The following is a 24,135-nucleotide window of genomic DNA, read 5'->3' on the forward strand; positions in this document are numbered from 1 at the left end:
TCCTTAAAATGCCGGGACGATCGAGCCGTTGAACGTCTCTTCGATGAACGTCCGAATCTCGTCTGAGTGGTAGTACGACTTGAGCGTCTCGACGACTTCATCCTCTTTATTGTCGCTCCGGACGACGACGTAGTTCGGATACGGGTTGTCGACCGTGTCTTCGTGGAACAGGGCGTCCTCGTTGATCGAGAGTCCTGCTCCCATCGCGAAGTTCGTGTTGATGGCGGCGAGCGCGACTTCCGGGAGCTGTGTCGGGAGCTGCGACGCCTCGAGCTCGATGAATTCGAGGTTGAGCGGGTTCTCGGCGATGTCACGTTTCGTCGCTTTATCCGTCAAACCTTCCTTCAGCGTGATCAGGCCGGCCGTCTCGTAAAGGCGAAGGGCACGGAGTTCGTTCGCCGGGTCGTTCGGCACGGCGACTTTGTCGCCTTCCTTCAAGTCGTCGATGTCGGTCAGCTTGTCCGAATAGAGCCCCATCGGGAACGCGACCGTCTTGAAGACGTCGTCGATCTTATACCCTTTGTCGGCTTTTTGCAGCTCGAGGAACGACAGCGTCTGATAGCTGTTGACGTCGAGGCTGCCTTCGGCCAATGCCGCGTTCGGGGTGTTGTAATCGTTGAACACCTTGATGTCGAGCTCGAGCCCATCCTCGGCCGCGAGTTTCTTCACTTCCTCAGCGATCTGTTGGTGCGGCCCGCCGGTCACGCCGATTGTGAGCGCTTCGGTGCTGAGCGCCTCGCTCGCGTCCGTTTGTCCGCACGCCGATAAGGCGATCGCTGCGAGTAGTGATGTTCCGGCAAGTACTGTTTTTGATTTGATGTTCATGGATAATTCCTCCTCCAAAATGAAAGCCCGCCACTCATCAAGAGAGGCGGGCACGACACAGCAAAGTCGGACACGCTCATCTCCCAGACGTTTCCGTCTGTTGGAATTAGCACCATGATCATAACGATCTGGTTGCCGGGTTTCACAGGGCCAGTCCCTCCACCACTCTTGATAAGCAATCGGTCTTATGTAATTGTCTTAATATTACTCATTTTTCTTTTATCTGTAAATAGTTTTCTGTAAATTTTCAAAAATTATTTTCAAATAGTCACTATTGACCGGTTCAGGCAACTGTTGAAGCGTCGTCTCACCGATGACCGATGCCACGAGTCGCGGGATATCGTCTACGGACAATCCGAGTGCCTCGAGCGTCGTCGGGGCCCCTACTTGCTCGAGCCAAGAATGAAGGCGGTCCACGTCAGGTGAACGGCGCAACGATTCTTGGACGAGCAGCCCAAACCCGACTTTGTCCCCGTGCAAGAACGCATGGGTCGTCACGAACTGACTGAGGGCGTTATGGACGGCATGGGCGACCGCGACACGTGTCCCGGCGTCCCCGAAGCCGCCGACGGCCCCGCCGATGGCAAGCACGTGGTCGACGGCGAAACGGATGTCTTCCCCGTAGGCGCGGAAGGCCGCCTCGCTCAAGTCGAGCTCGACTAGACGACCACATTGCTCGGCGAGGACGAGTCCCGAGTTGACCCCGGCGTCTCGCGAACGTTCACCGCTCAAATAGCGGGCCTCATAATGCTTGGCGACCGTATCGATGACCCCGGCCCGGAAATAGTCGTACGGAGAGCTGACGATGACGCGCGCGTCGACGATGACCCGTTCAATGACGACACGGAACACGTCGTAACGATCATAACTCCCGTCCTCCCGGTACACGACACTGAGCGGCGTGAAAGCGGCACAGTTGGACGCGAGCGTCGGGATGACGATGAGCGGGATGTCCCGCTCTACTGCCGCGAGTTTTGCCGTATCAACGAGTTTCCCGCCACCGATGGCGATCAACACGGCAGTATTTGCGAGGTCGATCCGTGCTGCCTCCGCATCCATGCACTCGCCACGAAACCGAGTTGTCGGATAGTCGGCGATCGCCGGCAGGATTCGCTTGACGGCCTCGTAACCGCTTTGACCGCAGAGCACATGGACCCGGCGGCCTCCAATCAGTTCGTCGAGCCGATCGAGGGCGTCATCGGCGTGATCATACTCGAGGACGGCTTGGCGAATCATGTCCGTACCTCCTCATAAGCGGCGAACAGCTGCTCGATGCGGGCGACGGCCTCATCGATCTTCGGTTCCGGTGACACGAGGCCGAACCGGACGTACCGATCGCCTTCCGTGCCGAAGAAATACCCCGGCGTCACCGCCACCCCGGCCTCATGGAGCAGCTTCTGAGAAAATGATTTGGCATCGCCTTCCGGAACTTTTGCCCAAACGAAGAACGAGCCTTTCGGGGCCGGGACGTCCCAACCAGCTTGACGCAACCCGTTCACCAATCGGTCCCGCCGAGCCTCATACAGACGGGCCAAATCATCGCGAAGGGATTTCGGGGATTCGAGTGCCGCCACCGCCGCCTCCTGGATGGCCGAGAAGACGCTGACGTGGACGTGATCCTGGTACGTGTTGATCGCTTCGATGATATCTTTGTTGCCGACGGCGAACGCGACGCGCCAACCGGACATGTTGAACGCTTTTGACATCGTGTACACTTCGATGCCGACGTCTTTCGCCCCGCCGGCTTGGAGAAAGCTCGGGGGCACATGGCCATCAAAGCCGATGCTGCCGTAGGCGAAGTCATGGACGACCATGAGGTCCCGCTCCTTGGCGAACCGTACCGTCTCCTCGAAGAAAGCCGGACTCGCGACGGCACCTGTCGGATTACTCGGGTAGTTCAAATACATGAGCCGCGCCCCATGCGTGTCGAGTGTGTGGTAGTCGGGAAGAAAATCGTTGGCTTCTGTCAAGACGAGGTCATGAACGTGCGCCCCGGCGAGCCGGGCCCCCGAGATGTAATCCGGATAGCCAGGGTTCGGGAGCAAGATGCCGTCCCCCGGCTCGAGGACACATTGCGGCAACGTGATCAGCCCGGATTTAGAGCCGATCAAGATGGCCACTTCGCTCGCGGCGTCGACTTCGACCCCGTACTCGTTCAAATAGAACGTCGCGACCGCCCGTTTCAATCGGTCTTGTCCCCGGAACGGTCCGTACTGGTGGGTAGTGGGGTCGAGGAGCGCCGCCTCGAGCGCCTCGCAGATCGGCGCGGGTGTCGGCAAGTCCGGCGTGCCTTGTCCGAGCCGGATGATCTCCGCCCCTGCCTGTTCGAGCGCGGCCACTTCGGCCGCGAGCCCGACGAAATGCTGCGGTGGTAAAGTTTTAAGTAAGTTTGAACGTCTGTCTGCCATGGATGGTCCTCCTATGCAAAAAACACCCCTTTCCGCGGAAAGGGGTGTCGAGATACGGACGTATTCAAACAACCACCTTCCCATCTCTCAAGGTCACCTTGCTGGAATTAGCACAGTATTGGAAAACAATCTGTTGCTGAAGCTTCATCGGGCCAGTCCCTCCGCTTCTCTTGATAGAAAGTGTTTATATGCGATTTATGTGTAATATGTCCTTTAGTAAACCAAACGTTACCAATCCTGTCAATCCTTATTTTGAAAATTGATGAAGCCCTCTTGAAACCCTGAAAAAAAACGGTCATAGTAAAAGAAGAACGTTATTCTGAAAAAAATAGAAGATGAGGGGATGGACTAGTGGAGCTAAACCGTCAATTGATTTGGAAATTAAGTGTGATCGGGCTAATCTTTCTCGTCTTATGGCGAGTCATCAGTGAGCCGGACACAATCTCTCGCGTCTTACAATATACGTTTCAACTGTTGACGCCCGTCATCATGGGGATTGCCATCGCCTTGTTGTTGAACACGGTCCTTTCTTATATGGAAGAACGGTTTGCACTGAAACGATACCAAGGGCTGTTGATCGTCTACGTGACGTTCATCGGACTGCTCGTCATCTCGGCCATCACGTTGTTTCCGCGTATTTACTCGAGCGTCTCCTCGCTGATTGAGGAGCTTCCGTTCTACATTCGACAAATCGACGGGTTTTTAGGCCAATTGAACACGTTTTTACACGACTATAACGAGACGATCGCCCAGACGCTCGACTTCAAACGATTCGAGGAGCGCTACTCGGGCTGGGTCGAGGCGGCTGTTTTGTCCTCGGTCAGCTACGTCTCGAGCTTCACGATGACGCTCATCAACTTCTTGATCGGTATCGTCATCTCGATTTACTTGTTGAAAGACAAGGAAGTGTTCGCCCGCATGTTCAAACGTCTGCTCTATGCGATGTTCCCGGTCGCGACAGCAAAGACGACGATCGACATCTTTCAAGAGATGGACTATATCTTCAAGCGCTACATTATCGGGAAGTCGCTCGACTGTCTCATCATCGGCGTGATGGCCGTCATCGGCCTGCTCATCATCGGCGCCCCTTATGCGCTGTTGCTCGGTGTCATCATCGGCATCTTGAACTTCATCCCGTACGTCGGTCCGCTCCTCGGCATGGTTCCGGCGTTCATCATCACGTACTTCTATGACCCGTTCACGGCCGTACTCGTCTTAGTGTTCATCTTCTTACTGCAACAGTTCGACGGACTGTGGCTCGGACCTAAAATTCTCGGGGACAGCGTCGGCATCACCCCATTCTGGGTCATCACTTCGATCATCATCGGCGGCAGCTTGTTCGGTCTCGTCGGCATGTTCGTCAGTGTGCCGGTGACGGCGATGATCCAAGTCATCTTGTCGCGGCTCATCGATTATCGGCTCACCCGCAAGAACTTGAACGAGCTCCTCTAGCAAGAAAAATGTGTTGACACATTGAAACTATCTGTCATACATTTGAAACGTAGACACCACAACATTCACGAAAGGAGGTTGCCCCATGTCAGTCATGATCATGCACCAAACGGAACTTCATATTGACAGGCGGGCGCCTCGACTTTCTTGACAGAGAACGGTTTCGCCTGCCTTCCGTGGCATGCGCGCGTTTACAGGGACGAGTATGCTCCGTGCATACTCGTCCCTTTTTTCATTCCATAGAAACAGGTGAAACCTTATGTATCAATCACTCAAGCGGCTCGACCGCAATATTTGGATCCGTTTTCTCGGCGAGACGATTACCGGCGTCATGATGTTCATGATTGCCCCGTTCCTCGTCCTTTACTATAGTGACAAACTAGACAGTTACGTCCAAGTCGGGATCATCCTTGCGACAGGACCGATTATGGCGCTCATCGGTTCGGTCGTCGGCGGACGATTCGCAGACCTTTATGGCCGTAAGCCCGTCATGATGATTGCGATCATCGGAGATGCCGTCGCCCTCGTCGGCTTCGCCTTTGCCGACTCGTTCTGGCCGTTACTGCTTTTGAACGCGATGCTCGGCTTGACGAACTCGCTGTTCCATCCGGCCGCGAGCGCCATGGTCGCCGACGTGACCGAACCGGAACAACTGAACGAGGCGTTCGGTCTTCTTCGGATGGGGCACAACATCGGGGCGGCGTTCGGCCCGCTTCTCGGCAGCGCCGTGCTCTTCCTCGACCGACAATATATCTTTTTCGCGGCCGCGGCCGTATTCGCCGTCTACGCCCTCGTCCTGGCCCGATTCATTCGGGAGACGTTGCCGGAAACGACCGAGCACGAGCCGTTGTCGAATCAAGACGTGTTGCGCGTCTTCTCTCAAGACCGCGTCTTTCTCGTCTTCATCTTCGCCGGCGTTTTCATCTCGATGGGTTTCGCCATCGTCGAGAGCATGTTACCGCTGTTTTTGAAAGAATCGCTCCCGTCGTTCACGGACCGCGAAAACCCGTTCCCTTATTTGCTCGCCTTGAACGGGCTCATGGTCGTATTGTTCCAGTTCCCGATTGCCTCGAAACTCGGACGAAAGCCGTTCGGTAACGTCATGCTCGCCGGGGCGACCGTGTTCGGCGTCGGCATGATGCTTCTTGCCGTCGTGCCGCGTCTCCTTTATTCGCTCGGCACGCCGTACCTCATGCTCGTCTCGATCCTCCTCGCCGTCTATGCGTTCTATACGCTCGGTGAGATGATCATGTCCCCGGTCCAGCAGACGTTCATCGCCATGATCGCGCCTGAAAATATGCGCGGAGCTTACAACGGGGCGGCCAGCATCCAATGGTTGATCGGCGGCGTGACGGCCCCGCTCTTTGCGAGTTTGTTCTTCAATCGGGGTGCCGGCCACGTCGCGCTCCTCCTCGTCGGTGCCGCCAGTTGCGTCTCCGGTCTCATCTACTGGCAGCTCGGGCGCCGTGTGCGTGCCGCAGAGGCGAAACAGAAGACGGCCTGACTTTTAGCCACACTAAACCTAGACGTTTAGTGTGGTTTTTAGTTTCGTTTCAAAATAATTAAATTTTGAAATTATGATTCTATTTTACTTTACAAACATAACGGTTCTTTTTATGATATGACAGTTGGGAGGAATCTTCATGGAAAGAATCGATAAGCAGAAAATCGTGGACAGTGTGCCACAAAAAGGATTTTTCGGACAGCCTAAAGGGTTGTTCACGTTGTTCTTCACCGAGTTCTGGGAACGGTTCTCGTACTATGGGATGCGGGCCATCCTCGTGTTCTACATGTATTACGAGGTGTCCGAAGGCGGACTCGGCCTAGACCGGAACGTCGCGTTGTCGATCATGTCGGTGTACGGAGCGCTCGTCTATATGTCCGGTGTCATCGGGGGCTGGCTCGCCGACCGGGTGTTCGGGACGTCACGCGCCGTCTTCTATGGTGGTGTGTTCATCATGCTCGGACATATCGTCTTGTCTGTTCCGGGCAGTTTGACGTTCTTGTTCATTTCGATGGGGTTGATTGTCATCGGGACCGGTTTATTGAAACCGAACGTTTCGAGCATCGTCGGAGACTTGTATCATGAGACGGATCGTCGTCGTGACGCCGGCTTCAGCATCTTCTACATGGGGATTAACTTAGGGGCGTTCATCTCGCCGCTCATCGTCGGACAAGTTCAGGCCGATTACGGCTTCCACTGGGGCTTTGCCCTCGCCGCCGTCGGGATGTTCATCGGACTCGTCGTGTTCATCGTCACGAAGAAAGGCAATCTCGGCTTGGCCGGATCTTACGTGCCAAACCCGCTGACACCGACAGAACGAAAGAACGCGATCAAATACTCAACAATCGCCGTCCTCTTGATCGGAGGCCTGCTCGCCGTCTTGATCCCGCGCGGTCTGTTCACAATCAATACGTTCATCGGACTCGTCGGGGTGTTCGGGATCGCAATTCCGACGATTTACTTCATCGTCATGTATCGCAGTCCGAAAACGACAGAAGTCGAGCGGTCGCGGATCATCGCCTATATCCCGCTCTTTATCGCCTCGGTCATGTTCTGGGCCATTCAAGAGCAAGGGGCGACGATTCTCGCGAACTACGCCGATCAACGGACAAACTTGAACTTCCTTGGAATCGAGCTGAAGGCAGCATGGTTCCAATCACTGAACCCGCTCTTCATCATCATGCTCGCGCCGGTGTTCGCTTGGTTATGGGTGCGTCTCGGTGACCGGGAGCCGAGCATCCCGGTCAAGTTCGCGTTCGGTATCTTGTTCGCGGGACTCAGTTTTTTGGTCATCTTGTTGCCGGCTTATTTCGGCGGACCCGACACGCTCGTCAATCCGCTCTGGCTCGTCCTCAGTTACTTCATCGTCGTCCTCGGCGAGCTGAGCTTGTCACCGGTCGGTCTGTCGGCGACGACGAAACTCGCACCGTCTGCCTTCTCGGCCCAGACGATGTCCCTTTGGTTCTTGTCGAACGCTGCAGCACAAGGGATCAATGCGCAGCTCGTCCGCTTTTACTCACCGGAGAACGAGATGGTTTACTTCGGGGTCATCGGTGGCGCGGCCATCGTCCTCAGTCTCATCTTGTTCGCGCTCGCACCGGTCATTAAAACGTACATGCGCGGAATCCACTAAAAAAGACGCCATTCCTCTCGTCGGAGGAACGGCGTCTTTTGTTATTACTTGCGCACTTGAATGAGCGACAAGTAGCGGTCGATTAAATCTTCATTGAAGTAATCGTGGAAGCTGTCCGATTTAAGCGATTGAATCGACTCGTGGAACGTCGACGGGAGCGAGGCGATGCCTTGACTCTCGATTTGTTTCGCCGAGTATTCGAACAAGTCGTCTTCGTTCGGGGCCGATGGTTCGAGCTGTTGCTCGATCCCTTCGAGTCCCGCGTAGATGAGCGCTGCGAGCGCCAAATACGGGTTCGCGCTCGGATCCGGATTTCGTACTTCGACGCGAGTGGCACTGCCGCGCGACGCCGGGATACGGATCATCGAGCTGCGGTTCGATGGGCTCCAGCAAATGTTGACCGGAGCTTCAAAACCTGGGACGAGACGTTCATACGACTCAGGGAGCGGGTTCGTGAAGATGGCCGTCGCCCGCGCATGCTTCAAGATCCCTTCGATGAAGTAGCGAGCCGTATCCGAGAGGCCATAGTCCGATTTCGGCTCTTCGAAGGCGTTGTCTGTCGGGTTGCCATCTTTATCGTTCTTCCAGACCGAGATGTTGAGGTGCATCCCCGACCCGTTCACGTCACGGAGCGGTTTTGGCAAGAACGATACTTTCGCGCCTTTCTCTTGGGCGGCAAGTTGGACGATTTCCTTGAAGAATTGAATGTTGTCCGCTGTGTGGAGCGCATCATCATACTTGATACCGATCTCATGCTGGGCCGGCGCGACCTCGTGGTGGACCGCTTCGATATTGAAGCCGACCTCGCTCAAGCGGTTGGCGATGTGCTGGCGGACTTCGTACCCTTTATCTTCTGAACGCGTCGAGAAGTAACCCGCCTCGTCGTAAAATTCACCGTTTTCGTCAAAGATGAAGAACTCAGGCTCGGCTCCTACAAAAATCGAGTAGCCGTCACGAGCAGCACGCTCTAGCGCATCTTTCAAGACGTTCCGGGGATCGAACTCGTAGCGTTCGCCGTCCGGCTTACAAACGTCACAGAAAAAGGCGAGGATGCTCTCGTCACCGTCTTGTTCGTAGCGTGGTCGATCTAAATCCGGGCGTAAGAATAAGTCTGAGTTTTTGATTGAGGAGAAACCATCGATGGACGACCCGTCAAACATCGTCTTCCCTTCAAAGACTTCCGGCAACAACTTCGCAGACAGAGTCAACAGTTTCAGATCTCCGAGCACGTCCGAGAAATACATGTGAATCTGGGTGATCCCTTTCTCTTCGACCGTCTTCTCGATCTCTGCTTGCTTCTTCCTGTAGCCATCCTTATCAGTTCCGAATAGATTTGCCATGATTCTAAAAAACCTCACTTAAGTTATTTGACAGGTCAACACTGTCATGACGTACCTTGCGTACGCTTCTCTTTAAGTCATAACCCACTTTAAAAATTGTTAAACCCCAAATTCGAAAACAAATGGTCAAAGTGGCTCAAATGGCCCCTTGTTGGTATGATGGTAGAAGACTGAGACAGAGAGGAAGAACGCTGTGAACATATTTATGACAGGCGCGACAGGATTTTTAGGAGGTCGGCTGGCACGTGAATTGATTGCCCGGGGGCATCGGCTCTACTTGCTCGCCCGCTCACCGGAAAAAGTGAAGCGCACCTTCTCGACAGAGCAACTCGCATCCATCGACGTCCTCGCCGGGGATTTGACGTCACCGTTGCTTGGAGCCGATGATGCGTTCATCGAGACGAACAAAAAGAAAATTGACTTGGTGCTCCATATGGCGGCGCTCGTCAAGTTCGATGAAGAACTTCGGGATGAACTGTTCGAGACGAACCTCACCGGGACGAAACAAGCTCTCGCGCTCACGAAAGCGCTCGATTGCCCCCGCTTCTTCCATGTGAGTACCGCTTATACGCTCGGTGTCCGCGAAGTCGGTCACGAGACACTCTATGCGACGGATCAACCATTCCACAACCCGTATGAAGAAAGCAAAGCCCACGCGGAACAGGCGGTCTGGGATGAGCGACATCATCTCGACGTATCAATCTTCCGTCCGGCCATCATCGTCGGGGACTCGAAGACCGGCGAAGCCGACTCGAAATTCACGATGTACGGGTACATGCGTGCCCTTGAAGTGTTCAAACGCCGTCTTGAGCGCCGCGGTGCACCGGATGGACCGATTCGGCTCGTCGGATCCGAGACAGGTACATCGAACCTCGTCCCGGTCGACTACGTCGCTGACGTGCTACTTGCCGCGATCGAACACGCTCGACCGAACACGATCTATAACGTGACGAACGACACACCGCCCCGTAATGAAGACATGCTTGGTTACATGAAACATGCGCTCGCCTTCCCGCACTTGCGCATCACGGACACACCGACGACGTCCTTGAGCGTGGTCGAACAGGCATTCAATGACATGGTCAAAGTATTCAATCCTTACTTGAATCGCGACATCAGTTTTGTCGATTCGAACACGAAACAGTTGCTCGCCGAGGCCGGGTATGCCCCGCTCGATTTGAACGAACAGTCGCTCAAACGAATCGTCGACGCGTATTACGATACGAAATAAAAAAACGGACCTGACGCGCGTCAGGTCCGTTTCGTATGAGTTCGTTATGATTTGTCACAGACGAGCACAATTTTGCCGTCTTGGATTTCCCCTTCAAGCGATTCGACCATTTCTTTCGTCAAACCGAGGCTCTCCAGTTGTTCGATCCGATCGTCTGAGTTCTTCGTGAATTTTGAGACGAGCGACTCCCAGAGCCCTTTTTCCGTGATGCGGTAAGGCTGGACGCCCGCTTCGGCGGCAAGGCGAAGCGTCAACTCTTCGTCTTTCGCAAATAAGTAAATATGCTCGTTCACACAGCCGCCCGAAACCATCCCGTTCACTTCATGGTCGACCGACATCATATCTCGTACAATTCTCGTTTCTAACATCATTCATCCTCCTAAACGTTCACCTTCGTAAAAATCGAATAATATACTATTCCCCAAAAATGAGACGTAAAACCCGATTTTATGATGAGCGTCAGAAAGGCGTCCTTAACCGAATCGAACCGACCAGGCCTCAATCGCGAAATGTTCGACGAGCGTTTCAATCCGCGCCCGCTCTTCCTGTTCAGAGGCGACCGCTGTACACGTGGCCGTGAAAGATACCGACGTCCCTTGTCGCTGGATGCGTGAGATTCGGTAACCGGACTGTTGCAAGATGGACGCCGCAATCTCAAGTTTTTCTAGTTCGTTTGATTCGAACGAGTGGTTTGCCCTCATCGTAGCACCTCCCCTATACATTCTGTATCTACGTCATATGTGTCCGCATTTCAATGATGCTATACTTAAGACAATGAGACAAGGAGTGATACGGATGCCGACACATGATATGAATGCGATCATGCTCGACTACTTGAATGAAAAGGAAGATTACGAGGCGTTCGCCGCCAAGCTGAAACAACTACTTAGCGAATTGCTCGATGATGCCGGAATTCAGTTCCATTCCATCGTCGCCCGGGCGAAGGAAGCCGAGAGCCTCTACGCCAAACTATCTAGAAAGCCGTACCAATACCGGTCGCTCCGAGACGTACAAGACTTGGCCGGTATTCGGATCGTGACGTATTTTCACGACGACGTGCGCGCCGTCGCTCAAATCCTCGAAGAAGAGTTTCGGATCGACCGGGAACAGTCGATTGACAAGTCGACGCTGCTCGACCCGAACGAGTTCGGTTATTTGTCTGTCCATTACGTCGTCGGATTGAACGACAAGCGGCTTGCGCTCGGGGAATACCGGCGCTATGAAGAGAAAGAAGCGGAGATTCAAGTCCGGTCGATCTTGCAACACGCTTGGGCAGAAATCGAGCACGACCTCGGCTATAAGAATCCGAACGCGGTGCCGCCTGAAATCAAACGCAGCTTCAGCCGAGTCGCCGGACTGCTTGAGATCGCCGACTCGGAGTTTGTGAACATTCGTAAGCAGCTGCGGACGTTCGAACAAGAGACAGTCGAGCGCATCGTCGAGTCGCCAGAGGAAGTCACGATCACCCGTGACAACTTGAACTACTATATCGCCAACGACGTCACCGTCGAGAAACTCGATAACGCTATCTTCCAAAGCGACTGGCTGCTCGAGACGGACCTCTCGACGATCATCGAGTTGACGCGCATGTTCCATTATGCAGAGATTCGAACGTTTCAAGATTTAAGTGATACGCTCGACCATTATTTTAAACAAGCCGTCAACTGCGCCACTCTATTACCGTCTTCTCTTTTGCCGCGCCAAGGCATGGGAGTCGTCTATGCCGTCCTGGCCAAGCTGCTTGCCGAAGGGGACGATCAACAAATCGAGTTCTTCTTCCGCCGGTTCTATCCGGATTTGAAACATTATGATGAAATTATCCAACAATTACGCGTCCGAGAAGAGCCAACATAACTTTACAGACTTCATGTTTTTGATGTAGAATGTTTTTATGTTCTGAAATATATGCAAATAATGATTTTTTAGTAGGAGGGACTTCCGAGGATGACAACACCTGTCCAAACAGCATCCCGCCGTCAGCTCGTTGCTGACGCTGAACGCGGGATTCGCATGAACTATCGCGGAGTGAAAAAAAACCTCCGGGCGATGTTCTCACAGTATTTAACACGCAATGAATTCTTCATCCTTCGGTCGCTCTGCCAAACGAGCCCGCAAATCGCTTCGGCCCTGTCGAACGAGTTCCAATTTTCAGCGTCGATGATCACCGCGTTAGCGGACGAGTTGACGAAGAAAGGTCTCATTTCGCGTGAGCGCAGTGAACGCGATCGTCGCGTCGTTGAACTTCAAGCGACAGAAGAAGGCCGCGCCTTGTTCGAAACGTTAGAAGATATGAAGATCGAATATTTGATGGACGTGTTTGAGGACTTCTCGGACGAAGAACTGATCGTCCTCTCGAAGTTGCTCGACCGCATGGACGCCTAACAGTCTACGTCGACATCAAAAATAAGCCGCAGCCCCATCTTCTGGATGAGGTCTGGGGCTTATTTTTTATCGATGTTTTTATCGTCAGCCGCTCGGTCCCGTCCCAACTGATCCCATCTGCGTTTTTCTTCGGTATACAATTCCTCCTCATTGCGGAGACGCGCACCTCTAAGTTTTCGTTCAAACGTCCGCGTCTGTCTTTGCTCTGATCTTTTGAACACGCTCCGCAAGACCAGATAGCTCATTGTCGCAATCAGAACACTCCATCCGATATTGTCCACCGTCGTATAGGCGAGGAACCAGATGATCAACCATAATCCGACCGACGAGGCATATTTGTTTATTAACGTGATCGTATTCATCCCCGTTCTGCGTATTGAATGGAAGATTGGCTTCACCTAATTAAACGACAAACAGCCCGGAGTAGCAATCACTCCGGGCTGTCGATTTAATCAACGTATAAGTTTGGCCGTCACGACGATGCGGTCACGATACCCGTGTTCAGGATCGTATGGACCTGCACACGTGATGAGTTGCAACCGCTCAGATTGTGTCGCTGCGAAAATCGAAGCGAGCGGCACATCTTCGAGCCGGTACCGTTCCACAGAGACGACCTCGTATTTGGCAACCTGTTCGCTATGCTGGAGTGTCACCATCTCTCCACGCTGTAACGTCCCGAGGTCGCTAAAGATGGCAGGACCCTGCAGATCATCGAGATGACCAGACAGTACGACGTTACCGAGGGCACCAGCTTTGGCGCCATATTGATACCATCCGACTTCGTTGACATGATCCGGGGTGTCCATCCGGTCGAGTCGGTCTTTCCCGACCGGTTGCACCTTCGCATCGACGTCAATCGATGGGATGATCAATCGTTTCGGGATGAACGTCTCACGATGAAACGACTGCCGCTCGACTTCTGTCGAGGCGAGAACGAGCGGTTCAGAAAAACCGACCGTTTTCAGCTTCGGCGTTGCGTCAGGCGCATCGGCCGAGGCGGAAACCGTGAGAAATAGGAACGTCCCAATCAAGAGTAACTTAAGCGTCTTGCTGTTTACGACGAAAGACGTAGAAGCCAGCTGCTGCCGCACCAAGTGCCGCTGCTGCGAGCAACCAGTTCATTGAAGCAGTTTGGGCGAGACCGCCTTGTCCTGTTTCAGGAGCTCCGGCCATTTCCCCACCGTCTGCTGCGAGCAATACTTCAAACGCCGGCTCTCCTTCAAGAAGACCGATTGCGAATGCTGTATAGTTCTTGCCGCCTTCAAGAGCAACGCCGTCGAGCGCTTTCACGACGTCTGTCGCTCCGGCTGGACGAATTTCAAGGTCATACGTGCCAGCGTCGAGTGTACCGTAGTCAGATACCGCTTTGAACTCGAGGTTCGAGAAGAGCGGGTCTCCGCCTTTAGGCGCGACATCTACCGCTGGAGCATCTGGTGAGAAGTGGGCAACGCGGACTTTCGATTTGCCGTCTTCGAAGTTGGCGTCATCTTCCATCGCTGCGATCTCGATGTTTTCTAATTGACCGATTGCTGCCGCTGTGTAGAACTTGCCGGCTTCGAGCGAGAGGTCAGCTGCGACGACGACCGTTTCCGTGTCACCGGCTGGCTTGATCTCAACGTTGTAATCACCGGCTGGTAGTGTCAAATAATCTGTGAGCGCTTTGAACTCTGCGCCTTCGACCGCGACTTCGCCGTTAACATACACGTCGACCGCCGGTGCGTCAGGTGAAGCGTGAAGCACCCGGACCATCGCATCGCCTTCATGGCCGTCCGCGCTGACTGGTAAGACGAGTGCGAACGCGAGTGCGAGCGTTCCGAGCAAAGACATCAATTTCTTCATGTGAAATTTCCTCCTTTTTCCCCTTGGGTTGACCGATTGACTGCGTACGACAAGTTTGGTGTGATGCTGCATAGCGTGCTACATCTGATTGCTATGTAGCTGGTGACATCTTAAACTTAAGACAACGGAGCAACGGCGTAAAGGTGGCAGTGTGTCCGGAATGTGCTACGTCGACTTTCCAGATGATACCGCTTTCTTTACACTCTCTTTACTACCCTGTCTCATTAAAAGAAAAACCCTGTGACGTGTATCGTCACAAGGCTAAATGTGTTCGCGCCCATTCGATGTCATTGACGAACAGTGCATCCACACCGAGTTTCTGAAACCGGGTCAATTGGTCAAGCGTCTTGACGGTGTATGGCCGGACTTTGACACCTGCTTCGACTAACGTCGCGATCTCCGCGTCCGTCGATGCGCGTACACTCGGATGGAATGCGCTCGCATCGAGTTGTTTCAAGTACGCGACCGGGTCCGCGATCCGCCTTGAGGAGAGGGCCGCAAGTTCATACTCGGTCGACAACTTCCGTAAACGTCTTAACGTGTCATGATTAAAAGAAGAGATTACAAGGCGATTTGCAGGAAAGTCTGTCCGCTCGACGACCTCGACGAGACGCTCTTCGATGCCTGGATAATGTTCGATGTCTGTCTTTAATTCAAGGTTTACACACAACCCCGTCGGCATGACCAGCGCTAGAAACTCTTCAAGCGTCGGGACCGGTTCGCTTCCCTCGAAATGGACCGCCGCGTTGGCCGTTCGAAGCTCAGCTAACGTCAAGTCGACGACGCGTCCGCGCCCGTCCGTCGTACGTTCGAGCGATTCGTCATGGATGAGCACAAGTACACCGTCGCGCGTCATATGAACGTCCGTCTCAATCCCGTCAGCCCCGGCCACGATGGCGGCACGAAAAGCTGCCATCGTGTTTTCCGGGTAATGCGCCATCACTCCACGGTGTGCAAAAAGCTTCATCACGTTTGCCTCACGCGGTGCCGTATTTGGCTGTCAAATAACGGACGAGCGGACGAACGGAGATGTCTTCCCCGGTGACGGCACGAATCAACTCGTTCGGTGTGAGCGTTTTTCCATGGCGGTGCACGTTCGTTTCAAGCCACTGCTTGATCGGCGCGAATTCGCCTGTTGCGACCCACGTCTCGAAATCGGGATGCTCACCCTTTAACGCCTCTGTCAATTGAGCCGCATAAATCAATCCGAGCGCGTAGCTCGGGAAGTAACCGAACGACCCGCCGGCCCAGTGCACGTCTTGAAGCACGCCTTTAGCATCGCTTGGGACGTCGACACCGAGATACTCTTTGTAAAGCTTGTTCCAAGCTTCCGGCAACTCGTCGACAGTAAGGACGCCTTGAATGAGCGCCTTCTCGAGTTCGTAGCGGATGATGATGTGCAGACTGTACGTCAGTTCGTCTGCCTCGATGCGGATGAGCGATGGCTTCGCTTCATTCACTCCGGCATAGAACGTTTCAAAGTCGACGGCTTGCAAGGCTGGATGTTCGGCCTGCAGATTCGGATAGACGCTCTTTAAGAAAGCGACGCTCCGACCGACGAAATTCTCAAAAAACAACGACTGCGACTCGTGAATCCCCATCGAGGCGCCGCCACCGAGTCCGAGTTCATCGAGCGACTCGTCAATCTGTTGCTCATACGTCGCATGACCAGCCTCGTGCATCGTCCCGAACAAGGCGTTCCGGAAATCTGCTTCATCGTACTTGGTCGTGATCCGGACATCGCGACGGTTGATCGTGATTTCGAACGGATGGACGGTCGCGTCGAGCCGTCCTCGGCTCAAGTCGTAATCGACGACTCGCATCCAGTCATGACAAATCCGTTCTTGTGCTTTTTGGTCCATCGACCAATCGAGCGAAGCGGTGCCGCCAGGCAAGTTGCGAATCAACGGAACGAGCTCGTCACGGAGCGTCTCAAACAGGTCATCGAGTTGGGCGACCGTCATTCCCGGCTCAAAATCGTACAAGAGTGCATCATACGGATGCGCGTCATAACCGAAGTAATCGGCAAACTTCCGTTGATACGTAATGATTTTTTTCAGATAAGGCGCGAACATGGCCCAATCGTTCTGATCTTTTGCCTTTTCCCACGCCGTTTCCGCTTCGGAGACGAGTGTCACGTATGCTTGATATTCACTTGCCGGAATTTTTGCATTCCGTTCGTATTGTGTCTTCGCTACTTGAAGCGAGCGTTGCTCTGTCATCGTCAATCCGCTCGTCTCCTCCATCTCGTTGAGCAGCCGTTTGAACGAGTCGCTCGTCTGTCGCTTGAACGCCTCCGTCGACAAGTATCCGATCGTCTCGGCCCGAAGCGGTGCCGACTGCTCCGGCATTTGCGTCCGCATATCCCAATACAATAGAGAGATTGCCTCATCAAATGCCCGTAGTTGTTTAAAATGGTCACGCCACTGTTTCGTCAGTTCCATCTCGATACCACTCCTATGCGTTATGTCGTTACACTTCTACTTTATTATATTCGGTTGTCCTTGCCTATTGTTTCGGCACATCCACGTGCACCACCCTACGTGGTGCCTCTTCTCTCTATTAATGAAAAGAGGTGGACATTCTGAGAAAATATTGACCTGTTTCAAGATTTTTCAGACGATTCGGACACCGGTTATCCATTATGGTAGAAAAGTAAAAACATAAAGGGGCGAATGTATAGTGAAGCAAACACGCAGACACCGAAAACAAACGTATATGATGCGGCGCCTCATCTTTGGTTTCGCACTTCTCGCCGTCATCGCACTCATCCCGGCTCTCGTCGGCTTCAAACGCGAGACGCCAGTCGAGCCGAAAGCTGCCGCGCCAATAGTGACCCCGGTCAGTCAAGGTCCGGATTTCCCTGTCATCCCGATCAATGAATGGAAGCAAGGACTGATTGCGGACGTCGTGTATGACGACATCCTCGTCGGTGCAATGACATTCGTCGATTTGACCGATGGTGTCATTCTCATGGACAAAAACGGGGATGACCGTGTCTTTCCTGCGAGTACGACGAAACTGATGACCGCCCTCCTTGCCTATGAGAAGGCGTCCGTTTCAAACGAGCTTGACGCCCCGCTCATTAAAATCAAGTCTTCGACACTTGATATTCCATGGGACAGCCATATCGCCCATCTCGCCGTCGGTGACCAACTCTCCGTCCGCCAGGCGCTGTATGCGACGTTGCTCGAGTCTGGAAATGACGCAGCCAACAGTCTGGCTGAATATGTGAGCGGGACGACGGGCGAGTTCGTCGAGTTGATGAACGCACGGGCGACCGTGTTAGGATTGACGGGCACGCATTTTATGAATGCCCATGGCTACTCAGACCCTGATCACTACACGACCGCCCACGATATGGCTAAAATCGCGTACGTGTTCGGTCACTATCCGGAACTGGTCGAAATAGCCGGTACATATGAATACGAGGCAAACTTCATCGACCAAGACGGAAACCAGAAACGGCGTTGGTGGTATCATCTAGGTTCTGCCGTCAATGAGCGCAGTATCCATTATTCTGACCTCGTCCGGGCGACAAAAACCGGGTATACGGATGAATCAGGCTATACGATGGTCTTCTTAATGGAGGAAGGCGGCAAACAGTATGCACTCGTGACGATGCAAGCGCGGTCCGGGCAGACGTTCCCGACAATGCGCAACGTCGAACAACTTATTTTCGGACGGGACATCCCGTAAATTCTGAGAGGACTGACGTTGTCAGCCTCTTTCTTTACGTGTTTTTTATAAGAAAGGGAAATAACCACTGTTTAATGTTACAAACAGATTACATAGGCATATCCTCCGTATGACGAATATTCAGAAAATTTAAACTTTTGTTATGAAAAAACAGTTGCTTATCCGTTGGTATAATGGGCTTTAGAGCCGTTTTTATGAAAAGATGACAGTTTGCAATGCCTCACAAGGTCCGTTAAGGTTAGTCACAAGTTCGTCTTTACCGTTCCCGCTGATGACATTATGGGAATTACACCACAATGTTCAAGCGAATGATTGAACCATATGAAAGCGTACAGGAGGTAATACAATGTTATGGCAAGAATGGGTATCCATCGCGCTTTACCTCGTGATGATGCTCGCTATCGGGTACGTCGCGTTTAAACGTACGACCGATTCATCAGATTATATGTTAGGTGGCCGTAAAATGGGGCCAGGTGTTACAGCCATGTCAGCCGGAGCATCGGATATGAGTGGTTGGATGTTAATGGGACTACCGGGGGCCATGTATGCCACGGGATTGTCAGCAATTTGGTTAGCCGTTGGATTGGTCATCGGAGCTTACTTGAACTACTTGCTAGTTGCTCCGCGTCTTCGCGTCTTCACTGAGATGGCGAATGACTCGATCACGATTCCAGACTTCCTTGAGAATCGGTTCCGAGATCACTCGAACTGGCTACGGATTCTGTCCGCGTCCGTCATCATCATCTTTTTCACGTTCTACACGTCGGCCGGACTCGTTTCAGGTGGTAAACTATTTGAAAGCTCATTCGGAATCAACTATCAGACCGGTGTCATCGTCACGATCAGCGTCGTCATCCTTTACACGCTGTTCGGTGGTTTCACTGCCGTCAGTTGGACTGACTTCGCACAAGGTGTGATCATGTTCCTCGCCCTCGTTCTCGTGCCGTTTGTGGCGTTATCAGACGTCGGTGGGATGTCGAACGCCGTCAACACAGCGACAGCGATCAACACAGACTTGTTTGACTTGTTCAAAGGAACGACGACGCTCGGTATCATCGGGCTTCTCGCGTGGGGCCTTGGCTATTTCGGGCAACCGCACATCATCGTCCGCTTTATGGCGATCAAAGACGTCCCTTCTTTGAAGACGGCACGTCGCATCGGAATGGGTTGGATGACGGTCTCGATTATCGGTGCCGTGATGACAGGACTCGTCGGTATCGCCTACTTCCGCGGTCAGGGCAATCCGCTCGCAGACCCGGAAACGGTGTTCATCCGCTTCTCGGACGTCTTGTTCCACCCGTTCATCACTGGTTTCTTGCTCGCCGCGATCCTTGCTGCGGTCATGTCGACCGTGTCCTCGCAGTTGCTCGTCACGTCATCGGCGTTGACGGAAGACTTCTATCGCAAGTTCTTTAACAAAGAAGCGAGCGAGAAGACAATGGTACGCGCCGGACGAATCGGTGTCCTTCTCGTCGGTGTTGTCGCGACACTCATGTCGCTCAGCCCGTCGAACACGATTTTGACACTCGTCGGCTATGCGTGGGCAGGTTTCGGTTCTGCCTTCGGTCCAGCGATTCTCTTGTCTCTCTACTGGAACAAGATGACACGTCAAGGCGCCCTCGCCGGTATCCTTGTCGGTGCACTCACTGTCATCCTCTGGATCGTCACAGGGCTCTCAAACGTCATTTACGAGATGGTGCCAGGATTCTTCCTCAGTATGTTGGCCATCGTACTCGTCAGTACGTTCACGAGTCAGCGTGAGCAAAAACGAATCAGCCGTGAATTCTCTGAGATGGAAGCAGAACTTGCTGCCGCGAGAGAAGAATAAACATAATAAAACACGACCCTTCGTCAGGGTCGTGTTTTATTATGCCTATTTTAGTTTGAGTTCACATCGTCGTAGCGAGTAACCACACGCGGATGATGAATGGAACGAGGACAAGGACGAGCATCACGTTACGAAGCGTCCGGTTCCGATTCCAATAGTAAGCCATGAGAACGAACGGGTGAAGTGCGGTCAATTCGTAAGGGTTGAACCAAAACCAAGTCAAAATCAAGGCGATCAAGAAATAAAGGACCGATCGTTGCTTCGTCGATCGATACTCGCGCCACATGTCGTAGGCTCCTTTAAAGAATGCAAGGAACGCGACAATCCAAAATCCGATGACAATCATATTATCCAATCAAACGACCACCTTAAGACACATTTTCAAAATAGAACCCGCCCCAATAGATGTGACGGTATGTGAATTCTTTGCCGCTCTCGGCCGTGATGACGATCTCGTCCTCGGTCAATACGAGTACGTGGACCGGCACCTCCCCTTGCCTGAGCATCGGGCTGAACAGCTGGAACTGTTTGTTCAACCATTTACGTTCGCTAAAATCACGGTAATGATGAAGCGCCAACGTCGGGTGAACGAGATAGACAGCGGCAAGGAACGCAATCGCGGTCGGTGAGGCCGAGACTTCAATCAACAGCGAAGTGACGAGGACGAGAGAGAGAATCCCGTAACCGAACTCGAGCAGTTCCATCAAAGTGGCCCGACTCGCAATCACGTATTGAATGACACGAAATGCGACGTAAAGGATCAAACTGACCATCACGTACTGGGAAAATGGGGCGACACGCATCGAAACGTCCAAGTAGAAGAGAACCGGTAGCAACATGATCCACTTCCATAGTTGTAAGGCGAGGTAAAACAATGATTGATCGATGAAACGACGATTGTGTACGAGCCGTTGCATATTCATGTTTCCCACCTCCGATTGAAAGATGCGATCTTATCGATATCATTCCCTGAATCTCCGAATGATAACAAGCAATTGCAGATTAGTCGGACTTTTCTTTTCGTTCGATGAGCGTGGCGTTCAACAACCCGCCGAGCAAGATCACCGAGGCCGCCAAATAAAACCAGACGAGCAACACGATGAACGCGCCGAGCTGTCCATAGAAGCGTTCATAGTTTGCATACTGTGAATAGTAGCTGAACACGTTCGACACTGTCAAGATACCGAACGTCGCGAACGCCGCCCCGCTCCAGCTGTCCCGAAACGTCCCCCGATGGCTCGGCAACCATTTATAGACGAGCAAGAAGACACTGAACAAGATGAGCGTCCCGACAACCCAGCGGAAATAAAACCAAATTTGAGCGTACGTCGCGACAATTTCATCGATAAACAGGATATGTGTCGAGACTTCACGCAACGCCGCCTCGACGACCGGGACGACGAGCGAGAACGGTAAGACGAACATGAGGGCAAGCGTGACCGCGATGTCTTGGAGCGCCCCTCTTAAGAATGACTTATTGCGAATCAGTCGATAGGCGTCGTTCAGCGAGCGGACGAGCGATTGCACTGCCATCGACGAAATCCAAAGGGCCGGCAAGATGCTGATGGACGCAAGGCCGAGTCTCGAGTCGTCAAAGATCGCCTCGATGTTTCCTTCTAGCAACTCGTAACTCGCCTCTGGCATGACGAGGGCGAGCGCATCGATGACGTCTCCGCTCGTGAACGGCAGCAATCCGACAATCCCGAGCACGAACAGAAGAAATGGAAATGTCGATAAAATAAAATAATAGGCCAGCATGGCGGCTTGATCAAAGAAGCGTTCCACAAAAAAACGCTTGAATACGGTCGTGATCGTTTGTATCATGTTCTCTACTCTTTTCTTGATTAATTTTATAAAACGAATGCGGTATTTGAAATAAATTAATTCATATCGATTTAAAGCAAGGACCGCCAGACAGCCCTTGCTCCTGAATCAACCGATATGTTCGCGCTTCGTTTCCCACGCCTCGACGTGTTCCTTGCCGGGCAAGTCGACGTCATCACGGCTAAAGTGCGGATCTTTTCCGGCCCGCTTCTGCGCGACGTAATCATCGAGCAGTACGCGGGCGATCTTGCTCAAACGGAAGATGGCGTACATGTTGACGAGCGCCATCAAGCCCATGAAGATGTCAGCAATCGACCAGACGAGCCCTGCCGAACGAACGGCACCGAACATGACCATCCCGATCACGGCGATGCGGTAGATGATGAGATACACTTTTCGTTCTGAAATGAACTCGATGTTCGTCTCCCCGTAATAATAATTCGCCAGAATCGAACTGAACGCGAACAACAGAATCGCAATCGTCATGAGTGACGTCGCGATCGGACCGATTTCGGTCAAAAGCGCTTCTTGGGCGAGTTCGATGCCTTGGAGCTCTTCAGAACCCGGCACGCCAGAGATTAAGACGATCATCGCCGTCGCCGTGCAGATGAACAGCGTGTCCACGAACACACTGAGCGACTGGATGAGCCCTTGTTTCACGGGATGACTGACTTCAGCCGTCGCAGCGGCGTTCGGAGCCGAGCCCATCCCCGCCTCGTTCGAGAACAAACCGCGGCGAATCCCTTGCAAGACGGCAGCGCCGACCGCACCACCGAACAGTTGTTGGAAGCCGAGCACCCCTTCTGAGAAGATGGCCGAGAACACGGCCGGTACTGCGTCAAGGTTCGTCAACACGACCCAAATCGCAAGCAAGATGTAGCCTCCGGCCATGACCGGGACAATGATCCCCGACAGCGTCGAAATGGAGCGGATCCCCCCGAAGATGACGATCCCTGTCACGACGGCGAGGATGAGCCCGACCCATACCGTGTCGATGTCGAACACGTTGTTGACGGACAAGGCGATCGTGTTCGCTTGTACCGAGTTAAACGCGAACCCGAACGAGAACGTGATCAAAATCGCGAAGACGATGCCGAGCCAGCGTTGCCCGAGGGCCCGCTCGATGTAATAGGCCGGTCCCCCGCGCCACGCTTTGCCGTCGTGTACTTTATACACTTGGGCGAGCGTGCTCTCGACGAAAGCCGACGCCGAACCGATCAAGGCGATGAGCCACATCCAGAAGACGGCCCCGGGTCCCCCGAGGGCAATCGCCGTCGAGACGCCGGCGATGTTCCCGGTACCGACCCGTGCCGCCGTCCCGATCGCGAACGCTTGGAACGAAGATACTTGGCCTTTCTCATGCTTCAATCCTTTGACGAACAACAGCTTGAACATTTCCGGCAGCATCCGGAACTGGACGAAGCCCATCCGGATCGTGAAGAAGATCCCACCGGCAATCAAAACGAAAATAAGGACATACGTCCATAGCAAGTCGTTCGCCTGCATGATTAACTCTTGCATTTCCACTGAACATCCCTCCTCTTAAGGAATCCTTACCCGCTCCATTGCGCCAGGAAACGGGGGTGTTCAGCGTGTGACCGCTTCGACGATCTGTTCACACAACTCATGGGTCGTCAGGCTGTCACGGGCCCTTACGGAATCATTCGGCTCCCCTTTTAGCAGCTTGATAAATTCATCGATCATCGTCGTGAACCCACGCCGTGTCAAGTTCGATTCCCACGGACTCAAGCTCCGTTCGAGCATGCCGTCCGGGGTGTGGTCGTAGACGCGCTCGACGTCCCGGGAGACCCGCTTCACGCTCGGTGACATCACTTCCATCACTTCTTCCGTGCAGCCGTTGTCCCGGTTCATGATCCCGATCGCCTCGATCCCGCCGGCCGTGAATTGAATTTGAAGTTGCTTGAGCGTATCCCCGTCGTAACGGGGACGGACGGAGAGTTGTTCCACCGGTTCGAGACCTGTCAAATATCGCAACGTGTCGACGACGTGGACGAAGTCCTCGACGATGAATTCCCGCAGTGTCGCCGGCTGATACGTCCGATTCTTCTGGATGAGGACGTGGTTCGGGGCTACGACGGCCTTCATTGCCGTCTTAGCCGGCGCGAAACGGCGGTTGAACCCGGTGACGAGCTCGACTTGATTCTCCTCG

22 protein-coding genes, 1 pseudogene and 2 riboswitches are annotated in these 24,135 nt (G+C 53.3%); of the genes and pseudogenes, 8 read left to right on the plus strand and 15 right to left on the minus strand.

Translation table 11 applies throughout. From position 1 onward, the window contains the following. Nucleotides 1–3 precede the first annotated feature (3 nt). From JJU47_RS05705 to JJU47_RS05715, 3 genes are all read right to left on the minus strand, one after another. On the minus strand, nucleotides 4–825 hold the full coding sequence (locus tag JJU47_RS05705; RefSeq protein WP_228616984.1) for a MetQ/NlpA family ABC transporter substrate-binding protein: 822 nt from the start codon (nucleotides 823–825) through the stop codon (nucleotides 4–6). A 73-nt stretch (nucleotides 826–898) separates the two neighbouring features. Then, a riboswitch (SAM riboswitch) is annotated at nucleotides 899–1,003 on the minus strand. Nucleotides 1,004–1,044: 41 nt separating this feature from the next. After that, nucleotides 1,045–2,061, minus strand: a complete 1,017-nt coding sequence (locus JJU47_RS05710) for an iron-containing alcohol dehydrogenase family protein (RefSeq protein ID WP_228616986.1) — start codon at nucleotides 2,059–2,061, stop codon at nucleotides 1,045–1,047. Further along, the gene (locus JJU47_RS05715; protein WP_228616988.1) at nucleotides 2,058–3,233 is read right to left on the minus strand and encodes an aminotransferase class I/II-fold pyridoxal phosphate-dependent enzyme; all 1,176 of its coding nucleotides are present in this window, start codon (nucleotides 3,231–3,233) and stop codon (nucleotides 2,058–2,060) included. The genes JJU47_RS05710 and JJU47_RS05715 overlap by 4 nt, the downstream gene beginning before the upstream one ends. 77 nt (nucleotides 3,234–3,310) lie before the next feature. Continuing rightward, nucleotides 3,311–3,413, minus strand: a riboswitch (SAM riboswitch). Nucleotides 3,414–3,584: 171 nt separating this feature from the next. Here JJU47_RS05715 and JJU47_RS05720 point away from each other — a divergent pair. From JJU47_RS05720 to JJU47_RS05730, 3 genes are all read left to right on the plus strand, one after another. Beyond that, nucleotides 3,585–4,685, plus strand: coding sequence for an AI-2E family transporter (locus JJU47_RS05720; RefSeq protein ID WP_228616990.1), 1,101 nt, complete (start codon nucleotides 3,585–3,587; stop codon nucleotides 4,683–4,685). A 259-nt stretch (nucleotides 4,686–4,944) separates the two neighbouring features. After that, entirely contained in the window at nucleotides 4,945–6,189 is a 1,245-nt protein-coding gene (locus JJU47_RS05725; RefSeq protein WP_228616992.1) for an MDR family MFS transporter, read from the plus strand. 139 nt (nucleotides 6,190–6,328) lie between these two features. Further along, a complete protein-coding gene (locus JJU47_RS05730) occupies nucleotides 6,329–7,822 on the plus strand; it encodes a peptide MFS transporter (protein WP_228616995.1) in 1,494 nt (497 codons plus the stop codon). 44 nt (nucleotides 7,823–7,866) lie between these two features. Here JJU47_RS05730 and JJU47_RS05735 read toward each other — a convergent pair whose 3' ends face one another. After that, the gene (locus JJU47_RS05735) at nucleotides 7,867–9,162 is read right to left on the minus strand and encodes a glutamine synthetase family protein (protein ID WP_228616997.1); all 1,296 of its coding nucleotides are present in this window, start codon (nucleotides 9,160–9,162) and stop codon (nucleotides 7,867–7,869) included. Nucleotides 9,163–9,355: 193 nt separating this feature from the next. Between JJU47_RS05735 and JJU47_RS05740 the strand changes: the two genes are divergently transcribed. Beyond that, a complete protein-coding gene (locus JJU47_RS05740) occupies nucleotides 9,356–10,393 on the plus strand; it encodes an SDR family oxidoreductase (protein ID WP_228616999.1) in 1,038 nt (345 codons plus the stop codon). A gap of 44 nt (nucleotides 10,394–10,437) precedes the next feature. Here JJU47_RS05740 and JJU47_RS05745 read toward each other — a convergent pair whose 3' ends face one another. Together JJU47_RS05745 and JJU47_RS05750 are read right to left on the minus strand one after the other, a co-directional pair. Beyond that, complete coding sequence (locus JJU47_RS05745) at nucleotides 10,438–10,761, minus strand: YflT domain-containing protein (RefSeq protein ID WP_029334989.1); 324 nt, start codon at nucleotides 10,759–10,761, stop codon at nucleotides 10,438–10,440. Between the two features lie 105 nt (nucleotides 10,762–10,866). Next, nucleotides 10,867–11,094 (minus strand): hypothetical protein, encoded by a 228-nt coding sequence (locus JJU47_RS05750; protein WP_228617000.1) that lies wholly within the window; start codon nucleotides 11,092–11,094, stop codon nucleotides 10,867–10,869. A 94-nt stretch (nucleotides 11,095–11,188) separates the two neighbouring features. Between JJU47_RS05750 and JJU47_RS05755 the strand changes: the two genes are divergently transcribed. Then, the gene (locus JJU47_RS05755; RefSeq protein WP_228617003.1) at nucleotides 11,189–12,247 is read left to right on the plus strand and encodes a GTP pyrophosphokinase; all 1,059 of its coding nucleotides are present in this window, start codon (nucleotides 11,189–11,191) and stop codon (nucleotides 12,245–12,247) included. A 90-nt stretch (nucleotides 12,248–12,337) separates the two neighbouring features. After that, nucleotides 12,338–12,775, plus strand: a complete 438-nt coding sequence (locus tag JJU47_RS05760) for a MarR family winged helix-turn-helix transcriptional regulator (RefSeq protein ID WP_034806634.1) — start codon at nucleotides 12,338–12,340, stop codon at nucleotides 12,773–12,775. Between the two features lie 452 nt (nucleotides 12,776–13,227). Here JJU47_RS05760 and JJU47_RS05765 read toward each other — a convergent pair whose 3' ends face one another. The 4 genes from JJU47_RS05765 to JJU47_RS05780 form a co-directional block, all read right to left on the minus strand. Next, the gene (locus JJU47_RS05765) at nucleotides 13,228–13,866 is read right to left on the minus strand and encodes a class F sortase (RefSeq protein WP_228617006.1); all 639 of its coding nucleotides are present in this window, start codon (nucleotides 13,864–13,866) and stop codon (nucleotides 13,228–13,230) included. Further along, nucleotides 13,814–14,614 carry a DUF4397 domain-containing protein gene (locus JJU47_RS05770; protein WP_024371934.1) on the minus strand — a complete coding sequence of 267 codons (801 nt, stop codon included), beginning with the start codon at nucleotides 14,612–14,614 and terminating at the stop codon, nucleotides 13,814–13,816. Before JJU47_RS05770 ends, JJU47_RS05765 begins: the two co-directional genes overlap by 53 nt. A 253-nt stretch (nucleotides 14,615–14,867) precedes the next feature. Further along, a complete protein-coding gene (locus tag JJU47_RS05775; RefSeq protein ID WP_228617008.1) occupies nucleotides 14,868–15,581 on the minus strand; it encodes a glycerophosphodiester phosphodiesterase in 714 nt (237 codons plus the stop codon). A gap of 10 nt (nucleotides 15,582–15,591) precedes the next feature. Then, nucleotides 15,592–17,058 carry a carboxypeptidase M32 gene (locus JJU47_RS05780; RefSeq protein ID WP_228617010.1) on the minus strand — a complete coding sequence of 489 codons (1,467 nt, stop codon included), beginning with the start codon at nucleotides 17,056–17,058 and terminating at the stop codon, nucleotides 15,592–15,594. A 238-nt stretch (nucleotides 17,059–17,296) separates the two neighbouring features. Here JJU47_RS05780 and JJU47_RS05785 point away from each other — a divergent pair, with 238 nt between their 5' ends. Then, complete coding sequence (locus JJU47_RS05785) at nucleotides 17,297–18,313, plus strand: D-alanyl-D-alanine carboxypeptidase family protein (protein WP_228617012.1); 1,017 nt, start codon at nucleotides 17,297–17,299, stop codon at nucleotides 18,311–18,313. 346 nt (nucleotides 18,314–18,659) lie between these two features. Then, nucleotides 18,660–20,141: a sodium/proline symporter PutP gene (gene putP / locus JJU47_RS05790; RefSeq protein WP_228617014.1), complete on the plus strand. Its 1,482-nt coding sequence runs from the start codon at nucleotides 18,660–18,662 to the stop codon at nucleotides 20,139–20,141. 61 nt (nucleotides 20,142–20,202) lie between these two features. Here putP and JJU47_RS05795 read toward each other — a convergent pair whose 3' ends face one another. The 5 genes and pseudogenes from JJU47_RS05795 to JJU47_RS05815 form a co-directional block, all read right to left on the minus strand. After that, the gene (locus JJU47_RS05795; protein WP_228617024.1) at nucleotides 20,203–20,487 is read right to left on the minus strand and encodes a hypothetical protein; all 285 of its coding nucleotides are present in this window, start codon (nucleotides 20,485–20,487) and stop codon (nucleotides 20,203–20,205) included. A gap of 22 nt (nucleotides 20,488–20,509) precedes the next feature. Beyond that, on the minus strand, nucleotides 20,510–21,064 hold the full coding sequence (locus tag JJU47_RS05800; RefSeq protein ID WP_228617017.1) for a hypothetical protein: 555 nt from the start codon (nucleotides 21,062–21,064) through the stop codon (nucleotides 20,510–20,512). Between the two features lie 79 nt (nucleotides 21,065–21,143). Next, a complete protein-coding gene (locus tag JJU47_RS05805; protein ID WP_228617019.1) occupies nucleotides 21,144–21,965 on the minus strand; it encodes a YihY/virulence factor BrkB family protein in 822 nt (273 codons plus the stop codon). A 108-nt stretch (nucleotides 21,966–22,073) separates the two neighbouring features. After that, entirely contained in the window at nucleotides 22,074–23,486 is a 1,413-nt protein-coding gene (locus tag JJU47_RS05810) for an alanine/glycine:cation symporter family protein (RefSeq protein WP_228617026.1), read from the minus strand. A gap of 66 nt (nucleotides 23,487–23,552) precedes the next feature. Next, a pseudogene (locus tag JJU47_RS05815) lies at nucleotides 23,553–24,135 on the minus strand (Gfo/Idh/MocA family protein); the annotation flags it as partial.

This window comes from Exiguobacterium sp. (assembly GCF_020832205.1).
GTDB lineage: Bacteria > Bacillota > Bacilli > Exiguobacteriales > Exiguobacteriaceae > Exiguobacterium.

Excerpts from the sequence above, each read along its gene's own strand:
- JJU47_RS05705 (WP_228616984.1), bottom strand. The coding sequence starts at position 825 with ATGAACATCAAATCAAAAACAGTACTTGCCGGAACATCACTACTCGCA.
- JJU47_RS05710 (WP_228616986.1), bottom strand. The coding sequence starts at position 2,061 with ATGATTCGCCAAGCCGTCCTCGAGTATGATCACGCCGATGACGCCCTC.
- JJU47_RS05715 (WP_228616988.1), bottom strand. The coding sequence starts at position 3,233 with ATGGCAGACAGACGTTCAAACTTACTTAAAACTTTACCACCGCAGCAT.
- JJU47_RS05725 (WP_228616992.1), top strand. The coding sequence starts at position 4,945 with ATGTATCAATCACTCAAGCGGCTCGACCGCAATATTTGGATCCGTTTT.
- JJU47_RS05730 (WP_228616995.1), top strand. The coding sequence starts at position 6,329 with ATGGAAAGAATCGATAAGCAGAAAATCGTGGACAGTGTGCCACAAAAA.
- JJU47_RS05735 (WP_228616997.1), bottom strand. The coding sequence starts at position 9,162 with ATGGCAAATCTATTCGGAACTGATAAGGATGGCTACAGGAAGAAGCAA.
- JJU47_RS05745 (WP_029334989.1), bottom strand. The coding sequence starts at position 10,761 with ATGTTAGAAACGAGAATTGTACGAGATATGATGTCGGTCGACCATGAA.
- JJU47_RS05750 (WP_228617000.1), bottom strand. The coding sequence starts at position 11,094 with ATGAGGGCAAACCACTCGTTCGAATCAAACGAACTAGAAAAACTTGAG.
- JJU47_RS05755 (WP_228617003.1), top strand. The coding sequence starts at position 11,189 with ATGCCGACACATGATATGAATGCGATCATGCTCGACTACTTGAATGAA.
- JJU47_RS05760 (WP_034806634.1), top strand. The coding sequence starts at position 12,338 with ATGACAACACCTGTCCAAACAGCATCCCGCCGTCAGCTCGTTGCTGAC.
- JJU47_RS05770 (WP_024371934.1), bottom strand. The coding sequence starts at position 14,614 with ATGAAGAAATTGATGTCTTTGCTCGGAACGCTCGCACTCGCGTTCGCA.
- JJU47_RS05775 (WP_228617008.1), bottom strand. The coding sequence starts at position 15,581 with ATGAAGCTTTTTGCACACCGTGGAGTGATGGCGCATTACCCGGAAAAC.
- JJU47_RS05780 (WP_228617010.1), bottom strand. The coding sequence starts at position 17,058 with ATGGAACTGACGAAACAGTGGCGTGACCATTTTAAACAACTACGGGCA.
- putP (WP_228617014.1), top strand. The coding sequence starts at position 18,660 with ATGTTATGGCAAGAATGGGTATCCATCGCGCTTTACCTCGTGATGATG.
- JJU47_RS05795 (WP_228617024.1), bottom strand. The coding sequence starts at position 20,487 with ATGATTGTCATCGGATTTTGGATTGTCGCGTTCCTTGCATTCTTTAAA.
- JJU47_RS05800 (WP_228617017.1), bottom strand. The coding sequence starts at position 21,064 with ATGAATATGCAACGGCTCGTACACAATCGTCGTTTCATCGATCAATCA.
- JJU47_RS05805 (WP_228617019.1), bottom strand. The coding sequence starts at position 21,965 with ATGATACAAACGATCACGACCGTATTCAAGCGTTTTTTTGTGGAACGC.
- JJU47_RS05810 (WP_228617026.1), bottom strand. The coding sequence starts at position 23,486 with ATGCAAGAGTTAATCATGCAGGCGAACGACTTGCTATGGACGTATGTC.